This window comes from Streptomyces sp. NPDC051740, from assembly GCF_044453165.1.
GTDB lineage: Bacteria > Actinomycetota > Actinomycetes > Streptomycetales > Streptomycetaceae > Streptomyces > Streptomyces atrovirens.
In genome coordinates, this window is sequence record NZ_JBITCL010000003.1 from 409,211 (window position 1) to 427,809 (window position 18,599).

At 73.5% G+C, this 18,599-nt stretch carries 20 protein-coding genes; 11 read left to right on the forward strand and 9 right to left on the reverse strand.

Features of this window, described 5'->3' with window-relative positions:
* The first annotated feature begins 20 nt into the window (after nt 1-20).
* The 5 genes from ACIA6T_RS07590 to ACIA6T_RS07610 all read left to right on the forward strand — a co-directional run bounded on the left by ACIA6T_RS07590 (nt 21) and on the right by ACIA6T_RS07610 (nt 5,110).
* Nucleotides 21-776 carry a (Fe-S)-binding protein gene (locus ACIA6T_RS07590; protein ID WP_030863912.1) on the forward strand — a complete coding sequence of 252 codons (756 nt, stop codon included), beginning with the start codon at nt 21-23 and terminating at the stop codon, nt 774-776.
* On the forward strand, nt 773-2,251 hold the full coding sequence (locus ACIA6T_RS07595; RefSeq protein WP_399445611.1) for a LutB/LldF family L-lactate oxidation iron-sulfur protein: 1,479 nt from the start codon (nt 773-775) through the stop codon (nt 2,249-2,251). The genes ACIA6T_RS07590 and ACIA6T_RS07595 overlap by 4 nt, the downstream gene beginning before the upstream one ends.
* Entirely contained in the window at nt 2,248-2,889 is a 642-nt protein-coding gene (locus ACIA6T_RS07600; RefSeq protein ID WP_399445612.1) for a lactate utilization protein C, read from the forward strand. Before ACIA6T_RS07595 ends, ACIA6T_RS07600 begins: the two co-directional genes overlap by 4 nt.
* A 121-nt stretch (nt 2,890-3,010) precedes the next feature.
* Nucleotides 3,011-3,796 (forward strand): ABC transporter ATP-binding protein, encoded by a 786-nt coding sequence (locus ACIA6T_RS07605; protein ID WP_399445613.1) that lies wholly within the window; start codon nt 3,011-3,013, stop codon nt 3,794-3,796.
* A gap of 3 nt (nt 3,797-3,799) precedes the next feature.
* Nucleotides 3,800-5,110, forward strand: a complete 1,311-nt coding sequence (locus tag ACIA6T_RS07610) for an FtsX-like permease family protein (protein ID WP_399445614.1) — start codon at nt 3,800-3,802, stop codon at nt 5,108-5,110.
* 99 nt (nt 5,111-5,209) lie between these two features.
* On the opposite strand, the gene ACIA6T_RS07615 is transcribed toward ACIA6T_RS07610, so the two are convergent.
* From ACIA6T_RS07615 to ACIA6T_RS07635, 5 genes are all read right to left on the reverse strand, one after another.
* Nucleotides 5,210-5,569 carry a cupin domain-containing protein gene (locus ACIA6T_RS07615; RefSeq protein WP_399445615.1) on the reverse strand — a complete coding sequence of 120 codons (360 nt, stop codon included), beginning with the start codon at nt 5,567-5,569 and terminating at the stop codon, nt 5,210-5,212.
* Between the two features lie 141 nt (nt 5,570-5,710).
* The gene (locus tag ACIA6T_RS07620; RefSeq protein ID WP_399445616.1) at nt 5,711-6,688 is read right to left on the reverse strand and encodes a threonine/serine dehydratase; all 978 of its coding nucleotides are present in this window, start codon (nt 6,686-6,688) and stop codon (nt 5,711-5,713) included.
* On the reverse strand, nt 6,685-7,374 hold the full coding sequence (locus ACIA6T_RS07625; RefSeq protein ID WP_399445617.1) for a transcriptional regulator: 690 nt from the start codon (nt 7,372-7,374) through the stop codon (nt 6,685-6,687). Before ACIA6T_RS07625 ends, ACIA6T_RS07620 begins: the two co-directional genes overlap by 4 nt.
* Nucleotides 7,375-7,426: 52 nt before the next feature.
* Complete coding sequence (locus ACIA6T_RS07630; RefSeq protein WP_399445618.1) at nt 7,427-8,041, reverse strand: sigma-70 family RNA polymerase sigma factor; 615 nt, start codon at nt 8,039-8,041, stop codon at nt 7,427-7,429.
* A 153-nt stretch (nt 8,042-8,194) separates the two neighbouring features.
* Complete coding sequence (locus ACIA6T_RS07635) at nt 8,195-8,827, reverse strand: hypothetical protein (protein ID WP_399445619.1); 633 nt, start codon at nt 8,825-8,827, stop codon at nt 8,195-8,197.
* Nucleotides 8,828-9,077: 250 nt separating this feature from the next.
* Here ACIA6T_RS07635 and ACIA6T_RS07640 point away from each other — a divergent pair, with 250 nt between their 5' ends.
* The 4 genes from ACIA6T_RS07640 to ACIA6T_RS07655 all read left to right on the forward strand — a co-directional run bounded on the left by ACIA6T_RS07640 (nt 9,078) and on the right by ACIA6T_RS07655 (nt 12,185).
* On the forward strand, nt 9,078-9,914 hold the full coding sequence (locus tag ACIA6T_RS07640) for a lysostaphin resistance A-like protein (protein WP_399445620.1): 837 nt from the start codon (nt 9,078-9,080) through the stop codon (nt 9,912-9,914).
* Nucleotides 9,911-11,116 (forward strand): sensor histidine kinase, encoded by a 1,206-nt coding sequence (locus ACIA6T_RS07645; RefSeq protein ID WP_399445621.1) that lies wholly within the window; start codon nt 9,911-9,913, stop codon nt 11,114-11,116. Before ACIA6T_RS07640 ends, ACIA6T_RS07645 begins: the two co-directional genes overlap by 4 nt.
* Nucleotides 11,113-11,775: a response regulator gene (locus ACIA6T_RS07650; RefSeq protein WP_399445622.1), complete on the forward strand. Its 663-nt coding sequence runs from the start codon at nt 11,113-11,115 to the stop codon at nt 11,773-11,775. Before ACIA6T_RS07645 ends, ACIA6T_RS07650 begins: the two co-directional genes overlap by 4 nt.
* Nucleotides 11,776-11,837: 62 nt before the next feature.
* Nucleotides 11,838-12,185, forward strand: coding sequence for a tetratricopeptide repeat protein (locus ACIA6T_RS07655; protein WP_399445623.1), 348 nt, complete (start codon nt 11,838-11,840; stop codon nt 12,183-12,185).
* Between the two features lie 49 nt (nt 12,186-12,234).
* Here ACIA6T_RS07655 and ACIA6T_RS07660 read toward each other — a convergent pair whose 3' ends face one another.
* Nucleotides 12,235-13,644, reverse strand: coding sequence for a PepSY-associated TM helix domain-containing protein (locus tag ACIA6T_RS07660; RefSeq protein WP_399445624.1), 1,410 nt, complete (start codon nt 13,642-13,644; stop codon nt 12,235-12,237).
* 129 nt (nt 13,645-13,773) lie between these two features.
* On the opposite strand from ACIA6T_RS07660, the gene ACIA6T_RS07665 reads away from it, so the two are divergent.
* The gene (locus tag ACIA6T_RS07665) at nt 13,774-14,418 is read left to right on the forward strand and encodes a peptide deformylase (RefSeq protein WP_399445625.1); all 645 of its coding nucleotides are present in this window, start codon (nt 13,774-13,776) and stop codon (nt 14,416-14,418) included.
* A 283-nt stretch (nt 14,419-14,701) separates the two neighbouring features.
* Here ACIA6T_RS07665 and ACIA6T_RS07670 read toward each other — a convergent pair whose 3' ends face one another.
* Nucleotides 14,702-16,147, reverse strand: coding sequence for a dihydrolipoyl dehydrogenase family protein (locus tag ACIA6T_RS07670; RefSeq protein ID WP_399445626.1), 1,446 nt, complete (start codon nt 16,145-16,147; stop codon nt 14,702-14,704).
* A gap of 118 nt (nt 16,148-16,265) precedes the next feature.
* On the opposite strand from ACIA6T_RS07670, the gene trxA reads away from it, so the two are divergent.
* A complete protein-coding gene (trxA, locus tag ACIA6T_RS07675; RefSeq protein ID WP_399445627.1) occupies nt 16,266-16,655 on the forward strand; it encodes a thioredoxin in 390 nt (129 codons plus the stop codon).
* A gap of 176 nt (nt 16,656-16,831) precedes the next feature.
* Here trxA and ACIA6T_RS07680 read toward each other — a convergent pair whose 3' ends face one another.
* Both ACIA6T_RS07680 and ACIA6T_RS07685 read right to left on the reverse strand, forming a co-directional pair.
* Nucleotides 16,832-17,869 carry a LacI family DNA-binding transcriptional regulator gene (locus tag ACIA6T_RS07680; RefSeq protein ID WP_399445628.1) on the reverse strand — a complete coding sequence of 346 codons (1,038 nt, stop codon included), beginning with the start codon at nt 17,867-17,869 and terminating at the stop codon, nt 16,832-16,834.
* Between the two features lie 61 nt (nt 17,870-17,930).
* Nucleotides 17,931-18,593: a TetR/AcrR family transcriptional regulator gene (locus tag ACIA6T_RS07685; RefSeq protein ID WP_399445629.1), complete on the reverse strand. Its 663-nt coding sequence runs from the start codon at nt 18,591-18,593 to the stop codon at nt 17,931-17,933.
* Nucleotides 18,594-18,599 lie beyond the last annotated feature (6 nt).

Below are 18,599 nucleotides of genomic sequence, written 5' to 3' on the forward strand. Positions count from 1 at the left end.
TCGATTCACTAGGAGCCGCGATGCGTGTCGCACTGTTCCTGACCTGTGTCAACGACACGCTCTATCCGGACACCGGGCGCGCCGTGGTGAAACTCCTGACCAGGCTGGGCGTCGACGTCGACTTCCCGATGGCGCAGACCTGTTGCGGTCAGGCGCACTACAACACGGGCTACCGGCACGAGGCCGAGCCGCTCGCCCGGCATTTCTCCGATGTCTTCAAGGACTACGAGGCGATCGTGACGCCGTCCGGGTCGTGCGGGGCGATGGTGCGGGAGCTGTATCCGCGGATGGGTGAGCGGGCCCGGGCGGAGGGCCGCGGGGACACCCTCGCGGCGACACTGGCACCGGTGGTGCCGAAGACGTACGAGCTCACGGAGTTCCTGGTGGACGTGCTGGGGGTGACGGACGTCGGGGCGTACTACCCGCACAAGGTGACCTACCACCCCACCTGTCACGGGCTGCGCGGTCTCGGTCTCGGCGAGCGGCCCCTGCGGCTGCTGCGGGCGGTGAAGGGGCTGGAGCTGGCCGAGCTGCCGGGCGCCGAGGAGTGCTGCGGCTTCGGCGGCACCTTCGCGCTGAAGAACTCCGACGTCTCGGCGGCGATGGGCACCGACAAGGTGCGCAACGCCGAGTCGACGGGCGCCGAGGTGCTGTGCGCGGCGGACAACTCCTGTCTGATGCACATCGGCGGAACGATGACCAGGCTGCGGACCGGTATGCGGCCGGTGCACATCGCGGAGATCCTGGCGAGCACGGAGGAGGAGCCGGCCGTATGAGCGGGACGTTCGTCGGGATGCCGGCGTTTCCCAAGGCCGCCCACGAGGCGGTCGGCAACGCGACGCTGCGGGGCAACCTGCGGCACGCCACGCACACCATCCGCGCCAAGCGCGCCGCCGCGGTCGCCGAGGTGTCCGACTGGGCGGAGCTGCGCGAGGCCGGCAAGCGGATCAAGGACCACACGCTCCGTCATCTCGACCACTACCTCGAGCAGCTGGAGGAGTCGGTGACGGCGGCGGGCGGCACCGTGCACTGGGCCACGGACGCCGACGAGGCCAACCGGATCGTCGCCGAACTGGTCAAGGCGACCGGTGAGTCGGAGGTCGTCAAGGTCAAGTCGATGGCCACGCAGGAGATCGGGCTCAACGAGGCCCTGGAGGCGGAGGGCATCGCCGCCTACGAGACCGACCTCGCCGAGCTGATCGTGCAGTTGGGCAAGGACCGGCCCTCGCACATCCTGGTGCCGGCGATCCACCGCAACCGCGGGGAGATCCGGGAGATCTTCACCCGCGAGATGAGCGAGTGGGGCCGCCCCGCCCCCGAGGGGCTGACGGACACGCCCGCCGCGCTCGCCGAGGCGGCGCGGCTGCACCTGCGGGAGAAGTTCCTGCGCGCCAAGGTGGGCGTCTCCGGCGCCAACTTCATGGTCGCCGAGACCGGCACACTGGTGGTGGTGGAGTCCGAGGGCAACGGGCGGATGTGCCTGACCCTGCCCGAGACGCTGATCTCGGTCGTCGGCATCGAGAAGATCGTGCCGACCTGGCAGGACCTGGAGGTGTTCCTGCAGACCCTGCCGCGCTCCTCGACCGCCGAGCGGATGAACCCGTACACCTCGACGTGGACCGGCACCACCGACGAGGACGGGCCGCGCGACTTCCACCTGGTCCTGCTGGACAACGGCCGCACCGACACCCTCGCCGACGAGGTGGGCCGGCAGGCGCTGCGCTGCATCCGCTGCTCGGCCTGTCTGAACGTGTGCCCGGTGTACGAGCGGGCCGGCGGCCACGCCTACGGCTCGGTCTACCCGGGCCCCATCGGCGCCATCCTCAGCCCCCAGCTCCGGGGCACCGGAAGCGAGATCGACGCCTCCCTGCCGTACGCCTCGTCGCTGTGCGGGGCCTGCTACGAGGTGTGCCCGGTCGCCATCGACATCCCCGAGGTGCTGGTGCACCTGCGGGAGCGGGTGGCCCAGGGCGGGGAGGTGACCCGGGGCGGCAACAAGGTGGTGCTCAAGCCGGCCAAGGGGCACGCCGCCGAGCGCGCCGCGATGCGCGCCGCCCGCTGGGCGTTCGCGCACCCCGGAGCCCTGCGCACCGGCCAGCGCCTCGCCTCGCGCACCCGCCGCCTCCATCCGCGCACCCTGCCGGGCCCCGGCCGGGCGTGGAGCGGGACCCGGGACCTGCCGCCGGTGCCGGCGGAACCGTTCCGGGACTGGTGGCAGCGTACGCGGGGCGGGAAGGGAGCGGCGAAGTGAGCAGCAGGGAACGGATCCTGGGCCGGATGCGGCGGGCCCTCGCCGACGTGCCGAAGGACGACACCCCGTACGAGCGGGCGGTGGCCCGTGACTATCTGCGCGAGCACGGTGCTCGCACCGTCGAGGAGACGGTGGACCTGCTCGCGGAGAACCTGGCCGACTACCGGGCGGTCGTGCACCGTACGGACTCCGAGGAGCTGCCGTACCTCATCATGCGGCTGCTCGCCGAGCGCGGCTCACAGTCCGTGCTCGTGCCGCCCGGACTTCCGCCGGAATGGCTGTCGGCCGCCGACGCCACCCGTGTTCACGACCGGGCCGTGAGCACGGCCCACGAACTCGACCGGGTGGAGAGTGTGGTCACCGCCTGCGCGGTCGCCGTCGCGGAGACGGGCACGATCGTGCTGGACGGCTCCCCCGACCAGGGGCGGCGCCGGATCACCCTCGTCCCCGACCACCACATCTGTGTGGTCCGCGTCCCGGACCAGGTCGTCTCCTCCGTCCCCCAGGCCCTCGAACGCCTCGACCCGGCCCGCCCGCTCACCTGGATCTCCGGCCCCTCGGCGACCAGCGACATCGAACTCGACCGGGTGGAGGGCGTGCACGGACCGCGCACCCTGGAGGTCGTGCTGGTCGGGTGAACCCCTCAGGGGTGGTCCTGGCTACACCCCCCGATACGGGTTCTGCGCCCCATGCGGTGCGGCCGTCTCCTCCGTAGCGTCGTCGGCAGGGCACAGGACGTGCCGGACGGAGGAGACGACGATGTTTCGCAACGGGGCACGACGCGACCACGACTCGGGGCCCGCCCCCGAGGCACTGCGCCTGGTCAAGGTCACCAAGTCCTACGGGACGGCGGACAGTGCCGTGACCGCCCTGGACGGGGTGACGCTCGGCCTGGCGCGGGGCACGTTCACCGCGGTGATGGGGCCGTCCGGCTCGGGCAAGTCGACGCTGCTGCAGTGCGCGGCGGGTCTGGACCGGCCGGACAGCGGGATCGTACGGGTCGACGGGACCGAGCTGACGGGCGGCAACGAGGCGGAGCTGACGAAGTTCCGGCGCGGGCGGATCGGGTTCGTCTTCCAGCAGTACAACCTGCTGGAGACGCTGACCGTCGCGCAGAACACGGTGCTGCCGCTGAAGCTGGCCGGCAGGCGCGTGGACCGGAGGCGGGCCCGGGAGATCCTCACCGCCGTCGGCCTCGGCGACCGGCTCGGGCACCGGCCCGACCAGCTGTCCGGCGGTCAGCGGCAGCGGGTGGCGATCGCCCGTGCGCTGGTCACCGAACCCCGGGTGATCTTCGCGGACGAGCCGACCGGTGCGCTGGACACGCGCAGCGCGCGGGAGGTGCTGCGGCTGCTCCAGGAGGCGGTGCGGGTGCACGGGCGGACCGTGGTGATGGTGACGCACGACCCGGTCGCCGCCTCCTACGCCGACAGCGTGCTGTTCCTCGCGGACGGCCGGCTCGCCGGCCGGCTGGACGCGCCGACGGCGGACGCGGTGGCCGAGCGGCTGGCGCACCTGGGCGACGACACGACGGCGGGGGTGTGAGCCGTGTTCGTACTGGCCCTGCGGTCGATCCGGCAACGGCCCGGACGGTTCCTCGCGACGCTGCTGTCCGCCTTCCTGGGCTCGGCGATCATCATGACGTTCAACTCGATGCACGACACGGCCGGGCAGCCGGGCGTGGACCCGGTGAGCTCCGACACGCTGGGCACGGCGGCCGGTGTGGTCGGCGGGTACGGCACGCTACTGGTGTTCTTCGCCGTCGCCTCGACGCTGACGGTGAACGTGCGGCAGCGGGCGGCCGAGCTGGAGCTGCTGCGCTGCTCGGGGGCGACCCCGGCGCAGGTCAAGCGGATGGTCGTGGGTGAGGCGGCGGTCGTGGCCCTGGTGGGCGCGGCACTGGCGGTCGGCCCGGCGATACTCGGCGGGCGGGCGCTGCTGGACATGTTCCAGGACGGCGGCCAGGTCGCACGGTCGGTCGAGTACTCCTTCGGACCGATCGCGCTGATCTCCGGAGTGGACATCACGCTGCTGGCCGCCGCGGGCGCCGCGTTCCTCGCCGTGCGGCGGGTGACGCGGCGTGGCAAGGAGCGTGCCCGGGCCCGGCGGTTCCTGGCCTACGGGGCGCTGGCCGCCGGTGCCGCCGGGGTCTGTTCCACCTTCTTGTTCTCCGCGACGGACGAGGCGCTGATGGCGCCGCCCGCCTACGGGGCGATCATGCTCTCGGTGGGGCTGGCGCTGATGGCGCCGCGGCTGCTGAAGGGCGTACTCGACCGGCTGACACCCAGTGGGGCCGGCGGGTGGCTGGCCGTGCGGAACCTCCGGCAGCGGTCCGGTGAGCTCGCCGGGATCCTGGTGCCGCTCATCATGTTCACCGCGGTGTCCACGGCGACGGTCACCATGCAGGCGGTGGAGAGCGACGCCGTCGCGGCCTCGGGTCTGCTGAAGTCGGTCGACGCGAAGAACCTGGAGACGCTCAACCTCACGGTCGTCGGCATCATCGCGGTCTTCGTCTGCGTCATGCTGGTCAACTCGCTGTACGCGGCGACGACCTACCGCTCCCGTGAGTTCGGGCAGCAGCGCCTGGCGGGGGCGACTCCGGGGCAGGTGCTCGGCGTGGTGGGCGCCGAGGGCGCGATCCTCACGGTCACGGGCGTGTTCCTCGGCACGGTGGCCGCGCTGGCCGGCGTCGTGCCGTTCACGGTCGTCCGCACCGACGGGGTGCTGCCGGACCAGTTCCTCGGTACATGGCTCGCCATGGTGTCGGTGACGACGGCGGCGACCTTCGGGACGAGCCTGTCCACGGCCCGGCGCGTGCTGCGCACACCGGCGGTGCGGGCGGTCGCGCCGGCCGCGTGAACCCCGCCCGGTCACCAGGGGCGTCCGCCGCGGCGGGCGCCCTCGGCCGTTTCCCGCGGTCGGAGGAGCGGGACCCGACCGACTCGGGTGGTGTGCCGGCTAGTCGGCCTTGGCGTACTCCTGGGCCATGCCGCCCGCGAAGTCGTGCACCACGACCTGGTCGTCGCCGACGACCCACGCGTCGTGGCCCGGTGTGCAGACGAAGACGTCTCCGGGGCCGACCTCCTGCTCCGCGCCGTCGTCCATGCGGATGTGCATACGGCCCTGGACGACATAGCCGTTGTGATGGATTCGGCAGCTCTCCGTCCCCGCGATGGGACCGACGGACTCGGACCAGCGCCACCCGGGCTCGAAGGTGGCCACGGCGAAGTCCAGCCCTGTCATGTGGACGGCTTCCAGGTGTCCCCCGGGGAAGTCGCGCCGCTCGTCCGGCTTGTCCAGTGTCTTGATCTCGAGCATGACCCTGTTCCCTTCCGACCGTCGCCCTGCACGGCCGGGTCCGGTCTCCGTCCGCCTCGCACGGCACCGGCGGGGGCCGGGCCCCACCACTCCATCGTCCGCCTGTCCACTCGGGGCCGCCATTCGGGTGAAGCCGGTGCGTCAGTCGCCCGGACCGCAGAGCCGGGCGAAGCGGTCGGCGTCGATGTTGCCGCCGGACAGGATCAGGCCGACGCGGGGCGGGAGAGGGCCCGCGCGGCCGGTGAGCAGTGCGGCGAGCGGGGTGGCGCCGCTCGGCTCCAGGACGATCTTCAGCCGCTCGAAGGCGAACCGCATCGCGCCCCTGATCTCGTCGTCGCCGACCAGCACGATCCCGTCCAGGAGCCGTCGGTTGAGGGAGAACGTCAGTTCGCCGGGGGTGTGCAGGGCCTGGCCGTCGGCGATGGTGCGCGGGACCGGGACGCTGACGCGCCGGCCCGCCTCCAGGGACCTCTTGGTGTCGTCGCCGGCCTCCGGCTCCACGCCGATCACCCGGGTCGCGGGGTGCAGGCCCTTGACGGCGGTGGCACTCCCGGCGATCAGTCCCCCGCCGCCGACCGGCGCGAGCAGCGCACCCAACTCCCCTGCTTCTTCCACGAGTTCGAGGGCCGCCGTGCCCTGGCCCGCGATGATGTGCGGGTGCTCGTAGGGCGGGACGAGGGTCAGGCCCCGCTCGGCGGCGAGGGCCTCCGCGACGGCGACCCGGTCACCGGTGTACCGGTCGTAGGTGACGATCTCGGCGCCGTACCCCTCGGTGGCCGCCCGCTTCGACGGCGGGGCGTCCTCGGGCATGACGATGACGGCGGTGGTGCCCAGCTCCCGGGCCGCCAGGGCGACGGCCTGGGCGTGGTTCCCGGAGGAGTAGGCGGCGATGCCCCGGGACAGCTCGCCGGGGGTGAGCCGGGAGGCCGCGTTGTAGGCGCCGCGGAACTTGAAGGCGCCCACGCGCTGGAAGTTCTCGCACTTGAGGTGCACCTCGGCGCCGGCGAGCGCGTCCAGGGTGCGGGAGCGCAGGACGGGCGTGCGGTGTGCGACGCCCTCGATGCGCTCGGCGGCGGAACGGACGTCGTCGAGGGTGACCGGCGGGGTGGTGGTCGTCACGTGGTGCCTCCGGCGGGGGTCGGGTCGGTCGTCGTCCTGGACTGGGAGAGGTAGCTGTAGGCGGAGGCGCGGGAGATGCCGAGCCGGCCGGCGACCTGCTCGACCGCCCGCCGCACGGCGAAGACTCCGCGGGCGTCCAGGTCCCGGAACAGCCGCAGCCGTTCCTCGCGGTCGAGCCGGGCCCAGCCCCGGTGCCGCAGCGGCTGGTGGGCGTCGACGATCGCCCCGACCACGGAGTCGATGTCGTCACCGAAGGCGGTCGTCGGCGGTTCGGCGGAACCGGCGCCGAGACCGGCGAGGGCGCCGAGCAGGGTGTGCGCCCGGTCGACGGCGGTGACGTCGACGTTGACGCACAGGGCGCCGAACACCGCCCCGGCGGAGTCCCGCAGCACCATCGTGGAGGACTTCACGAGGGTGCCGTTCCCGGTCCGGGTGACGTAGTTGAGCTCGTCGGCGGCCTCGTCGCCGCGGGCCGGCATCCGCATGCCGATCTCGCTCATCGCCCCGCCCACCGTCCGCCCGGTCCCGGAGCCGGCCACGGCGACCACCGATCCCTCCGGGCGGCGGTAGTCGTGCAGCACCACCTCGCAGACCGGCCCGAACGTCGCGGCGATCCCGTCGACGAGCGGCGCCAGCGCGGCGAGGATCGCGTCCCGCTCGGCGTCCCGGCCCTCCGCGGCCACCATGAGCACACCTCCCGTCCTCTTTTCTTGGACTACACGTCCAGCCGCTGGATTCTCAGTCCAGACCGGGGTTCCGTACGGCCGTGTCCTCCTCCTCCGCCTCGGTGACGAGGGCGGCGAGGGCCGTCCGCGCACGGGCGACGCGGGAGCGGACCGTGCCGACCGGGCAGTCGCCGAGGGCCGCAGCCTCCGTGTACGGCAGCCCGAGCAACTGGGTGAGGACGAACGCCTCGCGCCGCTCGTCCGGCAGCCGGTCCAGCAGATCGAGCAGCACGATCCCGTCGTCGAATCCGGGCAGCCCGCGCGGCTGCGCCCGTTCCACGGTCAGCTGCCAGTCGGAGACGTCCGCCGTCCGGGGCCGTACGGCCGTGTACCGGTGGCTGTCGGCCACCGCGCGGCGGGCGATGGCCAGCAGCCAGGTGCGCGCCGAGGAACGTCCCTCGAACCGGTGCAGGCTGCCGAGTGCCCGCAGGAACGTGTCCTGGGTCAGATCGTCCACCGCCTGCGGGTCGGCGCACAGCCGGGCGACGTAGCGGATGACGTCACGATGCAGGGCGCGGACGAAGCGGTCGACGGCGTCGGAGTCACCGCCGCGCGCGGCCAGCGCCCAGGCGGTCGCCGTGTCGTCGGTGGGTCTTCCGGCAGGGGTGGGCAGGGTGGAAGTGATCACCTGAGGTCCTTCGCGGAGGAACCGGGGACCGCGGGCGTGCGCGGCCCGGTCGGCGGGGATACGGCCGCGGGGCGGTACGCGGAACGGGGCTGTACCGGCACACGGCCGGGGCCCGGGGCGCACAGGGGTGGCCCGGGGTGTCACCGGCTGCCGTCAGGCGGCAGCGGCCCCGGCGGGCGGACCGCGTGAGGTGAGCGCGTGGACGAGGAGGAGGAGACGCGGCGCGCGGTCCGAGCGGCGGCGCCGGCGGACGCGGAGGGACGGACGGCGCGGCGGCACCGGTGTGAGGAACAGCGGCCGCGCCGGGGCGGCCAGCCAGCCGCCGACGGCCCGCAGCACCCGGAACACCGCCCGCTCGCCGTACCCGAGCCACAGACCGCACAGCAGTGCGGCCAGCAGGTGGGCGGCGAGCATGCCGGCGGAGGAGTCGCCGGCGGGCGCCGTGTGCCCCTCCATGCCCATGCCCGCCCCCGTGGGCATGGGCATGGTGTGCATGCCGTGCGGCATCGCTCCCGTGTCCACGGGGCCGGCGGAGGAGCCCACGAGCGAGAAGGCCGAGTGCAGAACCGTCTGGGCGGCGACGGCGACGGCGGTGACCAGCGGCAGTCCGCGCTCACGCCCCGCGAGCCCCCAGCCCACGGCACCGGTCACGGCCCAGCCGGCCGCCAGTGCCCGGAGGGGAACGTGGTCGCCGGACATCATGACGTGTCCCAGGGCGGCGAGCACGACACAGACGGCCGCGAACACCGCGGCCCGCGCCGTGCGAGCACCCCGTCCAGCAGTCATGGCCCCTCGTCGTCGCATCCGGGCCGACCGGTCGCCCGTGGATACGGCTTCCTCCTCGCCCGCGGCTCATTCCCCGGCGTGTGATCCCGAACACCTTTCGAGGGCACCGGAGTTGGCGCAGGACACGGTCTGTCCCCCGAGCGAGCTACGGGCAAGTGTCCACTGTGCGGTGACGATTCCCGGCCACCGGAACCGTAGCGTCCATGGCGGCGCGCGGCACTGGGCCGCGGATCCGACGAAGGAGTCATCGATGAGAGTGGTCTGGCAGACCCTGGCCGTGGTGGCGATCTCCGCCATAGGCGGGCAGAGCGTGAACGCGGTGCGGGACAGCCCGTGGCTCACGCTCGCCCTCGGGGCGCTGACCACCGTGCTCGCCGTGCTGGTCTACCGGCGGGTGGTGGGACGGACCGAGCACCGGCCGGTCACGGAGCTGGACCCGGACGGTGCCGCGCCGGCGCTCGGCCGGGGGACGCTGATCGGCCTCGTGATGTTCGGAATGGTCATCACGAACCTCTTCACCTCCGGCAACTACGAGGTGCACGGCCTGGGTTCACTGAGCGGCACGGCCGGGCTGTTCGGCTTCATGGCCGCCGCGGCCGTCACGGAGGAACTGCTGTTCCGCGGGGTGCTGTTCCGGATCGTCGAGGAGTACCTGGGCACCTGGATCGCGCTGGCGCTGACCGCGCTGCTGTTCGGCCTGGCGCACCTGCCCAACCCGGACGCCACGGCGTGGGGCGCCTTCGCCATCGCGATCGAGGCCGGCGGCATGCTCGCCGCCGCGTACGTCGCCACCCGCAACCTGTGGGTGCCGATCGGTGTGCACTTCGGCTGGAACTTCGCCGCGGGCGGCATCTTCAGCACCGTGGTCTCGGGCAACGACACCGAGCAGGGGCTGCTGGACTCCACGATGTCGGGCAACAAGTGGATCACCGGCGGTGACTTCGGCCCGGAGGGGAGCGTGTACTCGGTGCTGTTCGGTGTGCTGCTGACGATCGGGTTCCTGTGGCTGGCCCACCGGCGCGGCCGTCTGGTGCCCCGCCGTCGGCGCGCGGAGCGGGCCGACGCCACCGCTAGACTGCCCCGGTGATCGCTCCTCGCCGGGTCGGGGAACTGTGGCGCCGGCTGGACGTCGTCGTCAGGGACCTTCTGCTCGGGCTGCTCGTCCTCTCCCTGTCGCTGTGGCCGGCCTTCCAGAACCACGGAACGCTCCTCGGTGGCGTGCCGGAGCGCCCCTTCGACACGCTCGCCTTCGTGGCGGTGGCCCTCCAGGCCCTTCCGCTCGCCGTGCGCCGGCGGTGGCCGGTCGTCTGTCTCGCCCTGGTGGTGGCCGGGTTCGCCCTCGATCAGCTCCGCGGCTACCACTCCCCCGCGGGCATCGCGCTGCCCGTCGCGCTGCTGAGCGCCGGGGCGTATCTGGAACGGTACCGGCGCACCGTCGCGGCCCTGTGCACCGTCGCCTACGTGGCGCTGACGGTCGCGTTCCACCGGGTCGGTCCCGGCGAGCCGGCGAGCGAGTTCGTGACGTTCTACCTGGCGGTGGCCCTCTCGTGGGGCATCGGGGCGTGGCTGCGCTCCACCCGGGTCGCGGAGGCCGAGCGCCGGCACCGCGTCGCCGAGGACTCCCGCGCAGCCGAACGCGCCCGGATCGCCGGCGAGTTGCACGACGTCGTGACCCATCATGTGACGGCCATGGTCGTACAGGCCGAGGCGGCCCGCTATCTGACCGCCGCACCCGACCGACTGGACCAGACACTGACCGCCGTCACCGACACCGGCCGACGGGCCATCACCGACCTGCGGCACCTGCTCGACCTGCTCAACCCCGACCACGGCCCCGAGGCCAGGACACCGCCCGTCGGCCGGCTCCTCACGCTCGTGGAGCAGACCCGCCGGGCCGGGCAGCCGGTGGAGTTCACCGAGGAGGGCACGCCGGCGCCGTCGACCGGCAGCGCCGACCTCGTCGCCTACCGGGTCGTGCAGGAGGCCCTGACGAACGCCCTCAAGTACGCCCACGGCGGCGCCACCCGGGTCGAGGTGCGGCACAGCGAACGGCAGATCACCGTGGAGGTCGGCACGGACGGTTCCGGCACCCCGGTGTCCTCCTCCCCCGGCGGGAGCGGCCGGGGCCTGGCGGGCCTGCGGGAGCGGGTCGACGTCCTGGGCGGCGACTTCAGCGCGGGACCGGAGACGGGCGGCGGCTTCGTCGTACGGGCCCGCATACCGACGGGGAACACGGCGACGGCGGGGGCGACCACGGGGGACACGGTAACGACGGGGAACACGGCATGACCGCACCGATCCGGGTCCTGGTCTGCGACGACCAGATGCTGATCCGCACCGGCCTGGTGACCATCATCGGCGCCCAGCCCGACCTGGAGGTGGCCGGCGAGTGCGGCGACGGGCAGGCCGCCGTCGACCTCGCCGGCCGGCTCCGTCCTGACGTCGTGGTGATGGACGTACGCATGCCGGTGCTCGACGGCATCGAGGCCACCCGCCTGCTGGCCGGCGCGGGCGTGCCGCATCCGGTGAAGGTGCTCGTGGTGACGACGTTCAACCTGGACGAGTACGTCTACGAGGCGCTGCGCGCGGGGGCGAGCGGGTTCCTGCTCAAGGACGCGCCGCCGGACCGGCTGCTCCACGGGATCCGGACCGTGGCCATGGGCGCGGCGCTGCTGGACCCGGAGGTGACCCGCCAGCTCGTGGGCCGGTACGCCGCCCGGATCCGCCCGGCCGAGGGCGGGGCGCCGCGGGACCTCCCCCTGACCCCCCGCGAACTGGAGGTCCTCCGCCTCATCGCGGACGGCCTGTCCAACCGCGAGATCGCCGCGGCCCTGCTGATCAGCCAGGAGACCGTGAAGACCTTCGTCTCCCGCATCCTCACCAAACTCGGCCTGCGCGACCGCGTCCAGGCGGTGGTCTACGCCTACCGCCAGGGCCTGGCGACCTGACCGGCCGGTGCGTGGAATACGGGACCGTCCGGGTCCGTTGTCGGCCTCGAAGGAGGTCAGGAGTGGACACCACGTACTACGGCCACGGGACGCCGGCCGAGCGCTGGGAGCGCGCCGGGATGTTCTTCGACGCCAAGGACTACGCCGCCGCCGCACGCGTTCTCGGCGGGCTGGTCGAGGAGGTTCCGGAGCAGACCGGGCCGCGGCTGCTGCTGGCGCGCGCCTACTACCACTCGGCGCAACTGCGACGCGCGGAGGCGGAGTTGCGGGTCGTCGTGGAGCGCGACCCGGTGGAGCACTACGCCCGGCTGATGCTGGGACGCACCCTCCAGCGGCAGGGGCGGGACGACGAGGCCCGGCCGCATCTGCGGATCGCCGCCGCGCTGGGCGGCTCCTTCGACGAGGAGTGAGGGCGGGCCGGTGCCCGGTTCCCCGCGACGGGGGGCCGGGCACCGCGCGTCAGCGCGCCGCCGTGCCGCTTCCGTACGTCCGCCGTCCCCGGCGGTGGGCCACCTCCCCGAGCACGATGTCGACGGCGAGGAACACCGCCAGGGGAATGCCGAGGAGCGGGACGAAGTAGCCCAGGACGGCGATCGCCGCCAGCAGCGGGACGAGTACGTACGGCGGTACCTGCTGCCAGGCCCCGCGCGGGATCGGCCGGCCGAAGGCGGAGCCGCGGCCCCGCTGCCACCACATGCGGTAGCCCCACAGGATCAACAGGATCAGGGTGAGGGCCAGGACCATCAGGGCGATCTGGTTCACCAGGCCGAACAGGCTGCCGGTGTGCAGGTCGATGCCCCAGCGGGTGAGTTTCGCGAGGACCGGATAGTCGTCGAACCGCAGGACGTCGGTGACCTCGCCGGAGGCCGGGTCGACGGCGACCGAGTCCTGTTTCTCGGGCCAGCTGCGCTGGATCTGCCGCACGACGTACGCGGACTCCTCGTCGGCGGGCGGCACGATCTCCACCGGGTCGCCCAGGCCCTCGGCCCGTGCCGCCGCGAGGACCTTGTCCAGGCCGACCCCGTGCGCCGCGTCGCCCGCCGTGCCGCCGGCCGCGTCGTGGCCCGCGTGTTCGCCGGCCGCAGCGGCCGACACCGAGGGGGTTTCCTGGCCGAGGGAGGTGCGCAGCTCGCCGATGTTCGCGCCGGCGTAGGTGGACCAGGTCAGACCGGTCGCCGAGAGGAAGATGAAACCGGCCGCGGCCCAGACGCCCACACCGCCGTGCAGGGCCAGTGTGCGGCGCCGTCCGCCGGTGCCGCGCAGCTTGCGCAGGGCACGGCGCCGGGAGAACCACAGCACCAGTCCCCCGCTCGCGATCACCCACAGCCAGCTTGCGGCGAACTCACTGTAGAGACGGCCCGGTTCGCCGAGGTGCAGATCGCGGTGGAACTCGTCGATCCAGGTGCGCAGGGGCAGCGCGCCCGAGGAGCCGTACTGTTCCAGTTCGCCGCGCACCTTCGCGGTGTACGGGTCGACGAACACGGCCAGGGTGTGACCGGGGTCCACGCCCGGTATGCCGGACAGCATCACCCTCGTGGTGGCGTCCGCCCCGGGCGAGGGGCGTACGGCGGAGATCGTGCCCTCGGGGTGGGCCTCGCGGGCGGCGGCGACCTGCTCGGAGACGGGCAGCTTGCGGTCGCCGACGGGGACGGTCAGCTCATGGTCGTAGACGATCTTCTCGGCCTGGAAGGAGGCGGCGTACAGCAGGCCGGTGAGGGCGGCGACCAGGAGGAACGGCGCGACCAGGACTCCCGCGTAGAAGTGCAGGCGCAGGACGAGGGGGCGCAGGCCGGTCCAGGCGCTCTTCGCGGGTGCGGGGGCGGGGGGTTTCGGTGCCTCGTCCGTGGGGGTCGAGGGAGCGGTGGTCATCGGTGGGGTTCTCCCGGGGACGTCTTGGCGGGCGGAGTGGTGGTGCAGTAGTCGGAGCGGCGGGGCGTCCGGTTCCCGGGAGATGTGTGTGACCTGCGCCACACGTGAAGGGCGTGCGATCCTGGCGGGATGGGAACTCCGGACGATCGCGTGCCCCTGGCCGAGCGGGTCGAGCAACTGCTCTCCGCGGAAGGGCCGTTGACCGTCGTCGCGGCCGGTGACCCGGTGCTGCGCGGGGGTACCGAGCCGTACGACGGACAGTTGGGGCCCGAGCTGCTGGCCCGGTTCGTGGCGGCGCTGCGGGTCGCCATGCACGCGGCGCCGGGTGTCGGGCTGGCCGCGCCGCAGGTCGGGGTGGGGCTGCGGATCGCGGTGATCGAGGATCCGGCACCGGTCCCGGAGGAGGTGCGCCTCGCGCGCGGGCGGGTGCCGCAGCCGTTCCGGGTGCTGGTCAATCCCGTGTACGAGCCGGTCGGCACCCGGCGGGTCGGGTTCTTCGAGGGGTGCCTGAGCGTGCCGGGGTATCAGGCGGTGGTGGCGCGGCCCGCCGAGGTGCGGCTGAGGGGGCAGGACGAGTACGGGCGGGCGCTGGACGAGGTGTTCACCGGCTGGCCCGCGCGGATCGTGCAGCACGAGACGGATCACCTGGACGGCACGTTGTACCTCGACCGGGCCGAGCCTCGCTCGCTGTCGTCCAACCGGTCCGTGATGGAACGCTGGTCGCAGCCGACGCCGGAGCGGGCGGCCCGGGAGCTGGGCTTCGAGCTGCCGTGACCCCGCCCCCGGTCCTCCGTCCGGCGGCATCCGCCCGCCGGAGTGAGGACCGGGGCGCTCGGCGTCGGGCGCCTCGACCGTCGTCCTCCGCCGGACCGGGCTGTCGGCCGCCGTTCCCGAGGGTGGTTCGCCCCCGCCGCCCCTTCCCTTCCCGTCGCCGGGGGGCTCCGCCCCCCAGACCCCCCTTCGGCCCTGAACGGGCCTCGTCCTCAAACTCCCCCAGAGGGGTACCCCCCAGACGGGCTGAAGGGGGCGGACGGGCTGAAGGACGGGCTGAAGGGGCTCAGGCGTCGCGGTAGGCCTCCAGGAGGCGGAGCCAGATCTCGCTGATCGTCGGGTAGGACGGGACCGCGTGCCACAGGCGGGCGACCGGGACCCGGGCTGCGACGGCGATGGTCGCGGAGTGGATGAGTTCGCCGACTCCGGGGCCGACCAGGGTGAGGCCGCGCAGGATCTCGTCCTCGAGGTCGACGATCATGCGGGCGCGGCCCTTGTAGCCGTCGGCGTACAGGCCCGCGCCGGCGACCGAGGACAGGTCGACGTCGACGGCCCGGACACGGTGGCCCGCGCGTTCCGCCTCGGCCAGGGAGAGGCCGACGGAGGCCGCCTCCGGGTCGGTGAAGACGACCTGGGGGACGGCGGCGTGGTCGGCGGTGGCGGCGTGCGCGCCCCACTCCTCCGCCTGTACGGGCTCCCCGGCGGCCCGGGTGACGATGGCGGCGCCCGCGATCCGGGCCTGGTACTTGCCCTGGTGGGTGAGGAGGGCCCGGTGGTTGACGTCGCCGACGGCGTACAGCCAGTCGTGGCCGGCGACACGGAGGCTGTCGTCCACGGTGAGCCAGGAGCCGGGTTCCAGACCGATCGTCTCCAGGCCGATGTCGTCGGTGCGCGGGGCGCGGCCGGTGGCGAAGAGGATCTCGTCGGCCTCGATCCGGTCACCGTCGTCGGTGACGACCAGGACCGTACCGTTCTCCCTGGTCACCGACTTCACGGAGGTGCCGGTGCGGATCCGGGCGCCGGCCTCGGTGAGCGCCTCGGCGACCAGCTCGCCGGCGAACGGCTCCATGCGGTTCAGCAGGCTCTCGCCGCGGACGAGGACGGTGACCCGCGAGCCGAGCGCCTGCCAGGCACAGGCCATCTCGGTGGCGACGACCCCGCCGCCGACCACGACCAGCCGGCCGGGCACGGACTGCGCGCCGGTGGCCTCGCGGCTGGTCCAGGGCCGGACCTCGTCGAGTCCGGGCAGGTCGGGCAGCTGGGCGCGGCTGCCGGTGCAGACGGCGACGGCGTGCCGGGCGGTGAGGACCCGCCTGCCGCCGTCGGCGTCCGTGACGGTGACGGTGCGCGGGCCGGTGAGCCGCCCCTGGCCGCGGTACAGGTCGGCTCCGGTGCCCTCCAGCCACCGGACCTGGCCGTCGTCCTTCCAGTCGGAGGTGAAGGAGTTCCGGCGGGCGAGTACGGCGTCGGCGTCCAGGGGGCCCTGGACCGACCGGCTCAGGCCGGGGAGACGGAGGGCGTCGGCCCGGGCGATGACCGGGCGCAGCAGGGCCTTGCTGGGCATGCACGCCCAGTAGGAGCACTCACCGCCGACCAGTTCGCTCTCCACGACCGCGGTGGTGAGCCCGGCGGCGCGGGTGCGGTCGGCGACGTTCTCGCCCACGGGTCCGGCGCCTAGCACCACGACGTCGTAGGCGGTTGATTCCGGTTGCGTCGATTGCGTTTCCGTCATGGCGTCAGTCTGGTGGGTGGTGTGCGCTGTGGCCACATGGGTAGGGGCGCGGAATACGTGACCGGCCGGCCGTGTTGTGCCGACGGCCCGACCCGACACCAGGAAGAGGGAAAGCGCGATGAGCAGCACCGTGGAGCTCACCAAGGAGAACTTCGACCAGACGGTCACGGACAACGGGTTCGTACTGATCGACTTCTGGGCGGCCTGGTGCGGTCCGTGCCGCCAGTTCGCGCCGGTGTACGAGAAGGCGGCGGAGGAGAACCCTGACCTGGTGTTCGGCAAGGTGGACACCGAGGCGCAGCCGGAGCTGGCCGCGGCGTTCGGCATCCAGTCGATTCCGACGCTGATGATCGTGCGTGATCAGGTCGCCGTGTTCGCCCAGCCGGGCGCGCTGCCCGAGGCCGCTCTGACGGATGTCATCGGGCAGGCGCGCAAGCTGGACATGGACGATGTCCGCAAGCAGATCGCCGAGCAGCAGGCGCAGCAGGGGGAGGCGCCGGGCGCCTGAGACGGCCTCGGCGGCGGTGGAGTGGGTTCGCCCCCCGCCGCCCCTTCCCTCCCCCACTCTCGGCTTCGCTCGAGCGGGAGGTGCCCCCATCGGACCCGAGGGCTCCGCCCCCGGACCCCCTTCGCGCCCACGCGGCGGAGCCGCATATCGGCACAGCCCCGCGCCCCTGTATCGAGTCAGCTCGACTCGCGTCGGACCACCGACGCGCCCAGTACCTTGTGGGCCTCGGGGGCCGTGGCCGGGTCGCGTACCGCGCGGTCGACCAGTTCGGCCAGTTCGCGGCCGGACGGCAGTTCCAGGTGGACGGTGCTCAGGCGGGGGCGCAGCAGCCGGCCCAGCATCAGGTTGTCGGCGCCGACGACGGCGGTCTCCTCCGGAATGCGGACGCCCTCGTCCTGGAGCGCGCGCATCAGCAGCATCGCGTACTCGTCGTTGTACGTGAACACGGCGTCGAGGCCGAGCTCGCGCCAGCGGGCGGCCAGCCGGGCGGCGGCGCCCTCGTCGTGCGCGAGCGGCAGCTCGGTGACCGTGGCGTCGGTGCCGCGCAGGGCGGCGCGCACGCCGGCCAGGCGGGGCGCGGAGAACGCCTCCAGGCCGGGCTCTCTCGGGACGACCACGCCGATCCGGCGGCGGCCCCGGTCGAAGAGGTGGGCGCCGGCGCTGTGCCCGACCACGTCATGGTCCATGAGCAGGGTGTGCGCGCCCTCGACGGGCTCGGGGCCGAGGGTGACGACGACCCGCGCCCCGGAGCGTTTGAGCACCTCGACGCCGCGCGGGCTCAGTCCGGAGCCGGGGACCAGGACCGCCACGGGCCTCAGCTCGGCCCAGGCGCGGGCGGCCTCGTCGTCGTGCAGGCCGACGGTGCCGTACTGCACGGCCGTGTAGTCGAGGCGGGCGAGGGAGCTCAGGAGATCGTTGATGAACTGGCTGTAGAGCGGTCCGACGGGGAAGGCGGGCGCGGGCATCAGGACCGTACGGCTGTGCCCGGCGCGCAGGCTGCGGGCCGCCGCGTGCGGCACGTACCCGAGTTCCCTCGCGGCCTCACGGACCCGGCGGCGGGTGGGTTCGCTGATCCGGACGGCACCGGCGTTGTTCAGGACGTAGGAGACGGTCGCGCGCGAGACGCCGGCCAGGCGGGCCACATCGGCACTCGTGGGTACGGAGCGCGTCGGTGCGGGGGACGCGGGCGCGGGCGTGTTCGTTATCTGCACCATGACGTACGGCATCCTTGCAGAAGCCGTAACCGGGCTGTCGGCCGGGGGAGTTGATACACCGTCAGCAGGCGGGCGCCGGGCCCGTCACCCGGTCGACCAGGTCCAGCCACGCGGACTCCAGCCGCTCCGGCGGCATGCCGCACTGACGTATCAGATGGTGGATCAGGGCGGGATCGAGCTGGGCCATCAGCGTGTGGGCGAGGACCTCGCAGTCCGCGTCCGGGACCGCCTCGCGCAGCAGCAGGGTCACGTGGTGGCGCAGGACGCGGCGCGGCGGGCTGGTGAAGCGGCGGCCCGCTTCCGGTTCGGCCGCCAGTTGCAGCTCCAGCTCCTCGGCGGAGCGGCGGAGCATCGCGAGGCCGAAGGCGCGCAGCCGCTCGGCCGGGGGTGCGCCCGGCCCGAGCGGCGGGGGTCCGGTGAGGAAGGCGGCCTGGAACTTCTTCTCGGAGTGGTCGAGGAGGGCGGTGAGCAGACCGGTGCGGTCGCCGAAGCGGCGGAAGACCGTCCCCTTGCCCACGCGGGCCGCCGCCGCGACCTCCTCCATGGTGATGCCGTCGGCCCCGCGCTCGGCCACCAGCAGCGCGGCCGCCTCCAGCAGGCGGGCCCGGTTGCGCGCGGCGTCGGCGCGCAGGCAGGGCTCGTCGGGGTCGGTGCCGAGTTGCGGCAACTCCTGCGGCTGTACGGGGTCCTGGGGTGCCGGGACGGGCGGCGGCGCGGCGGACATGAGGCC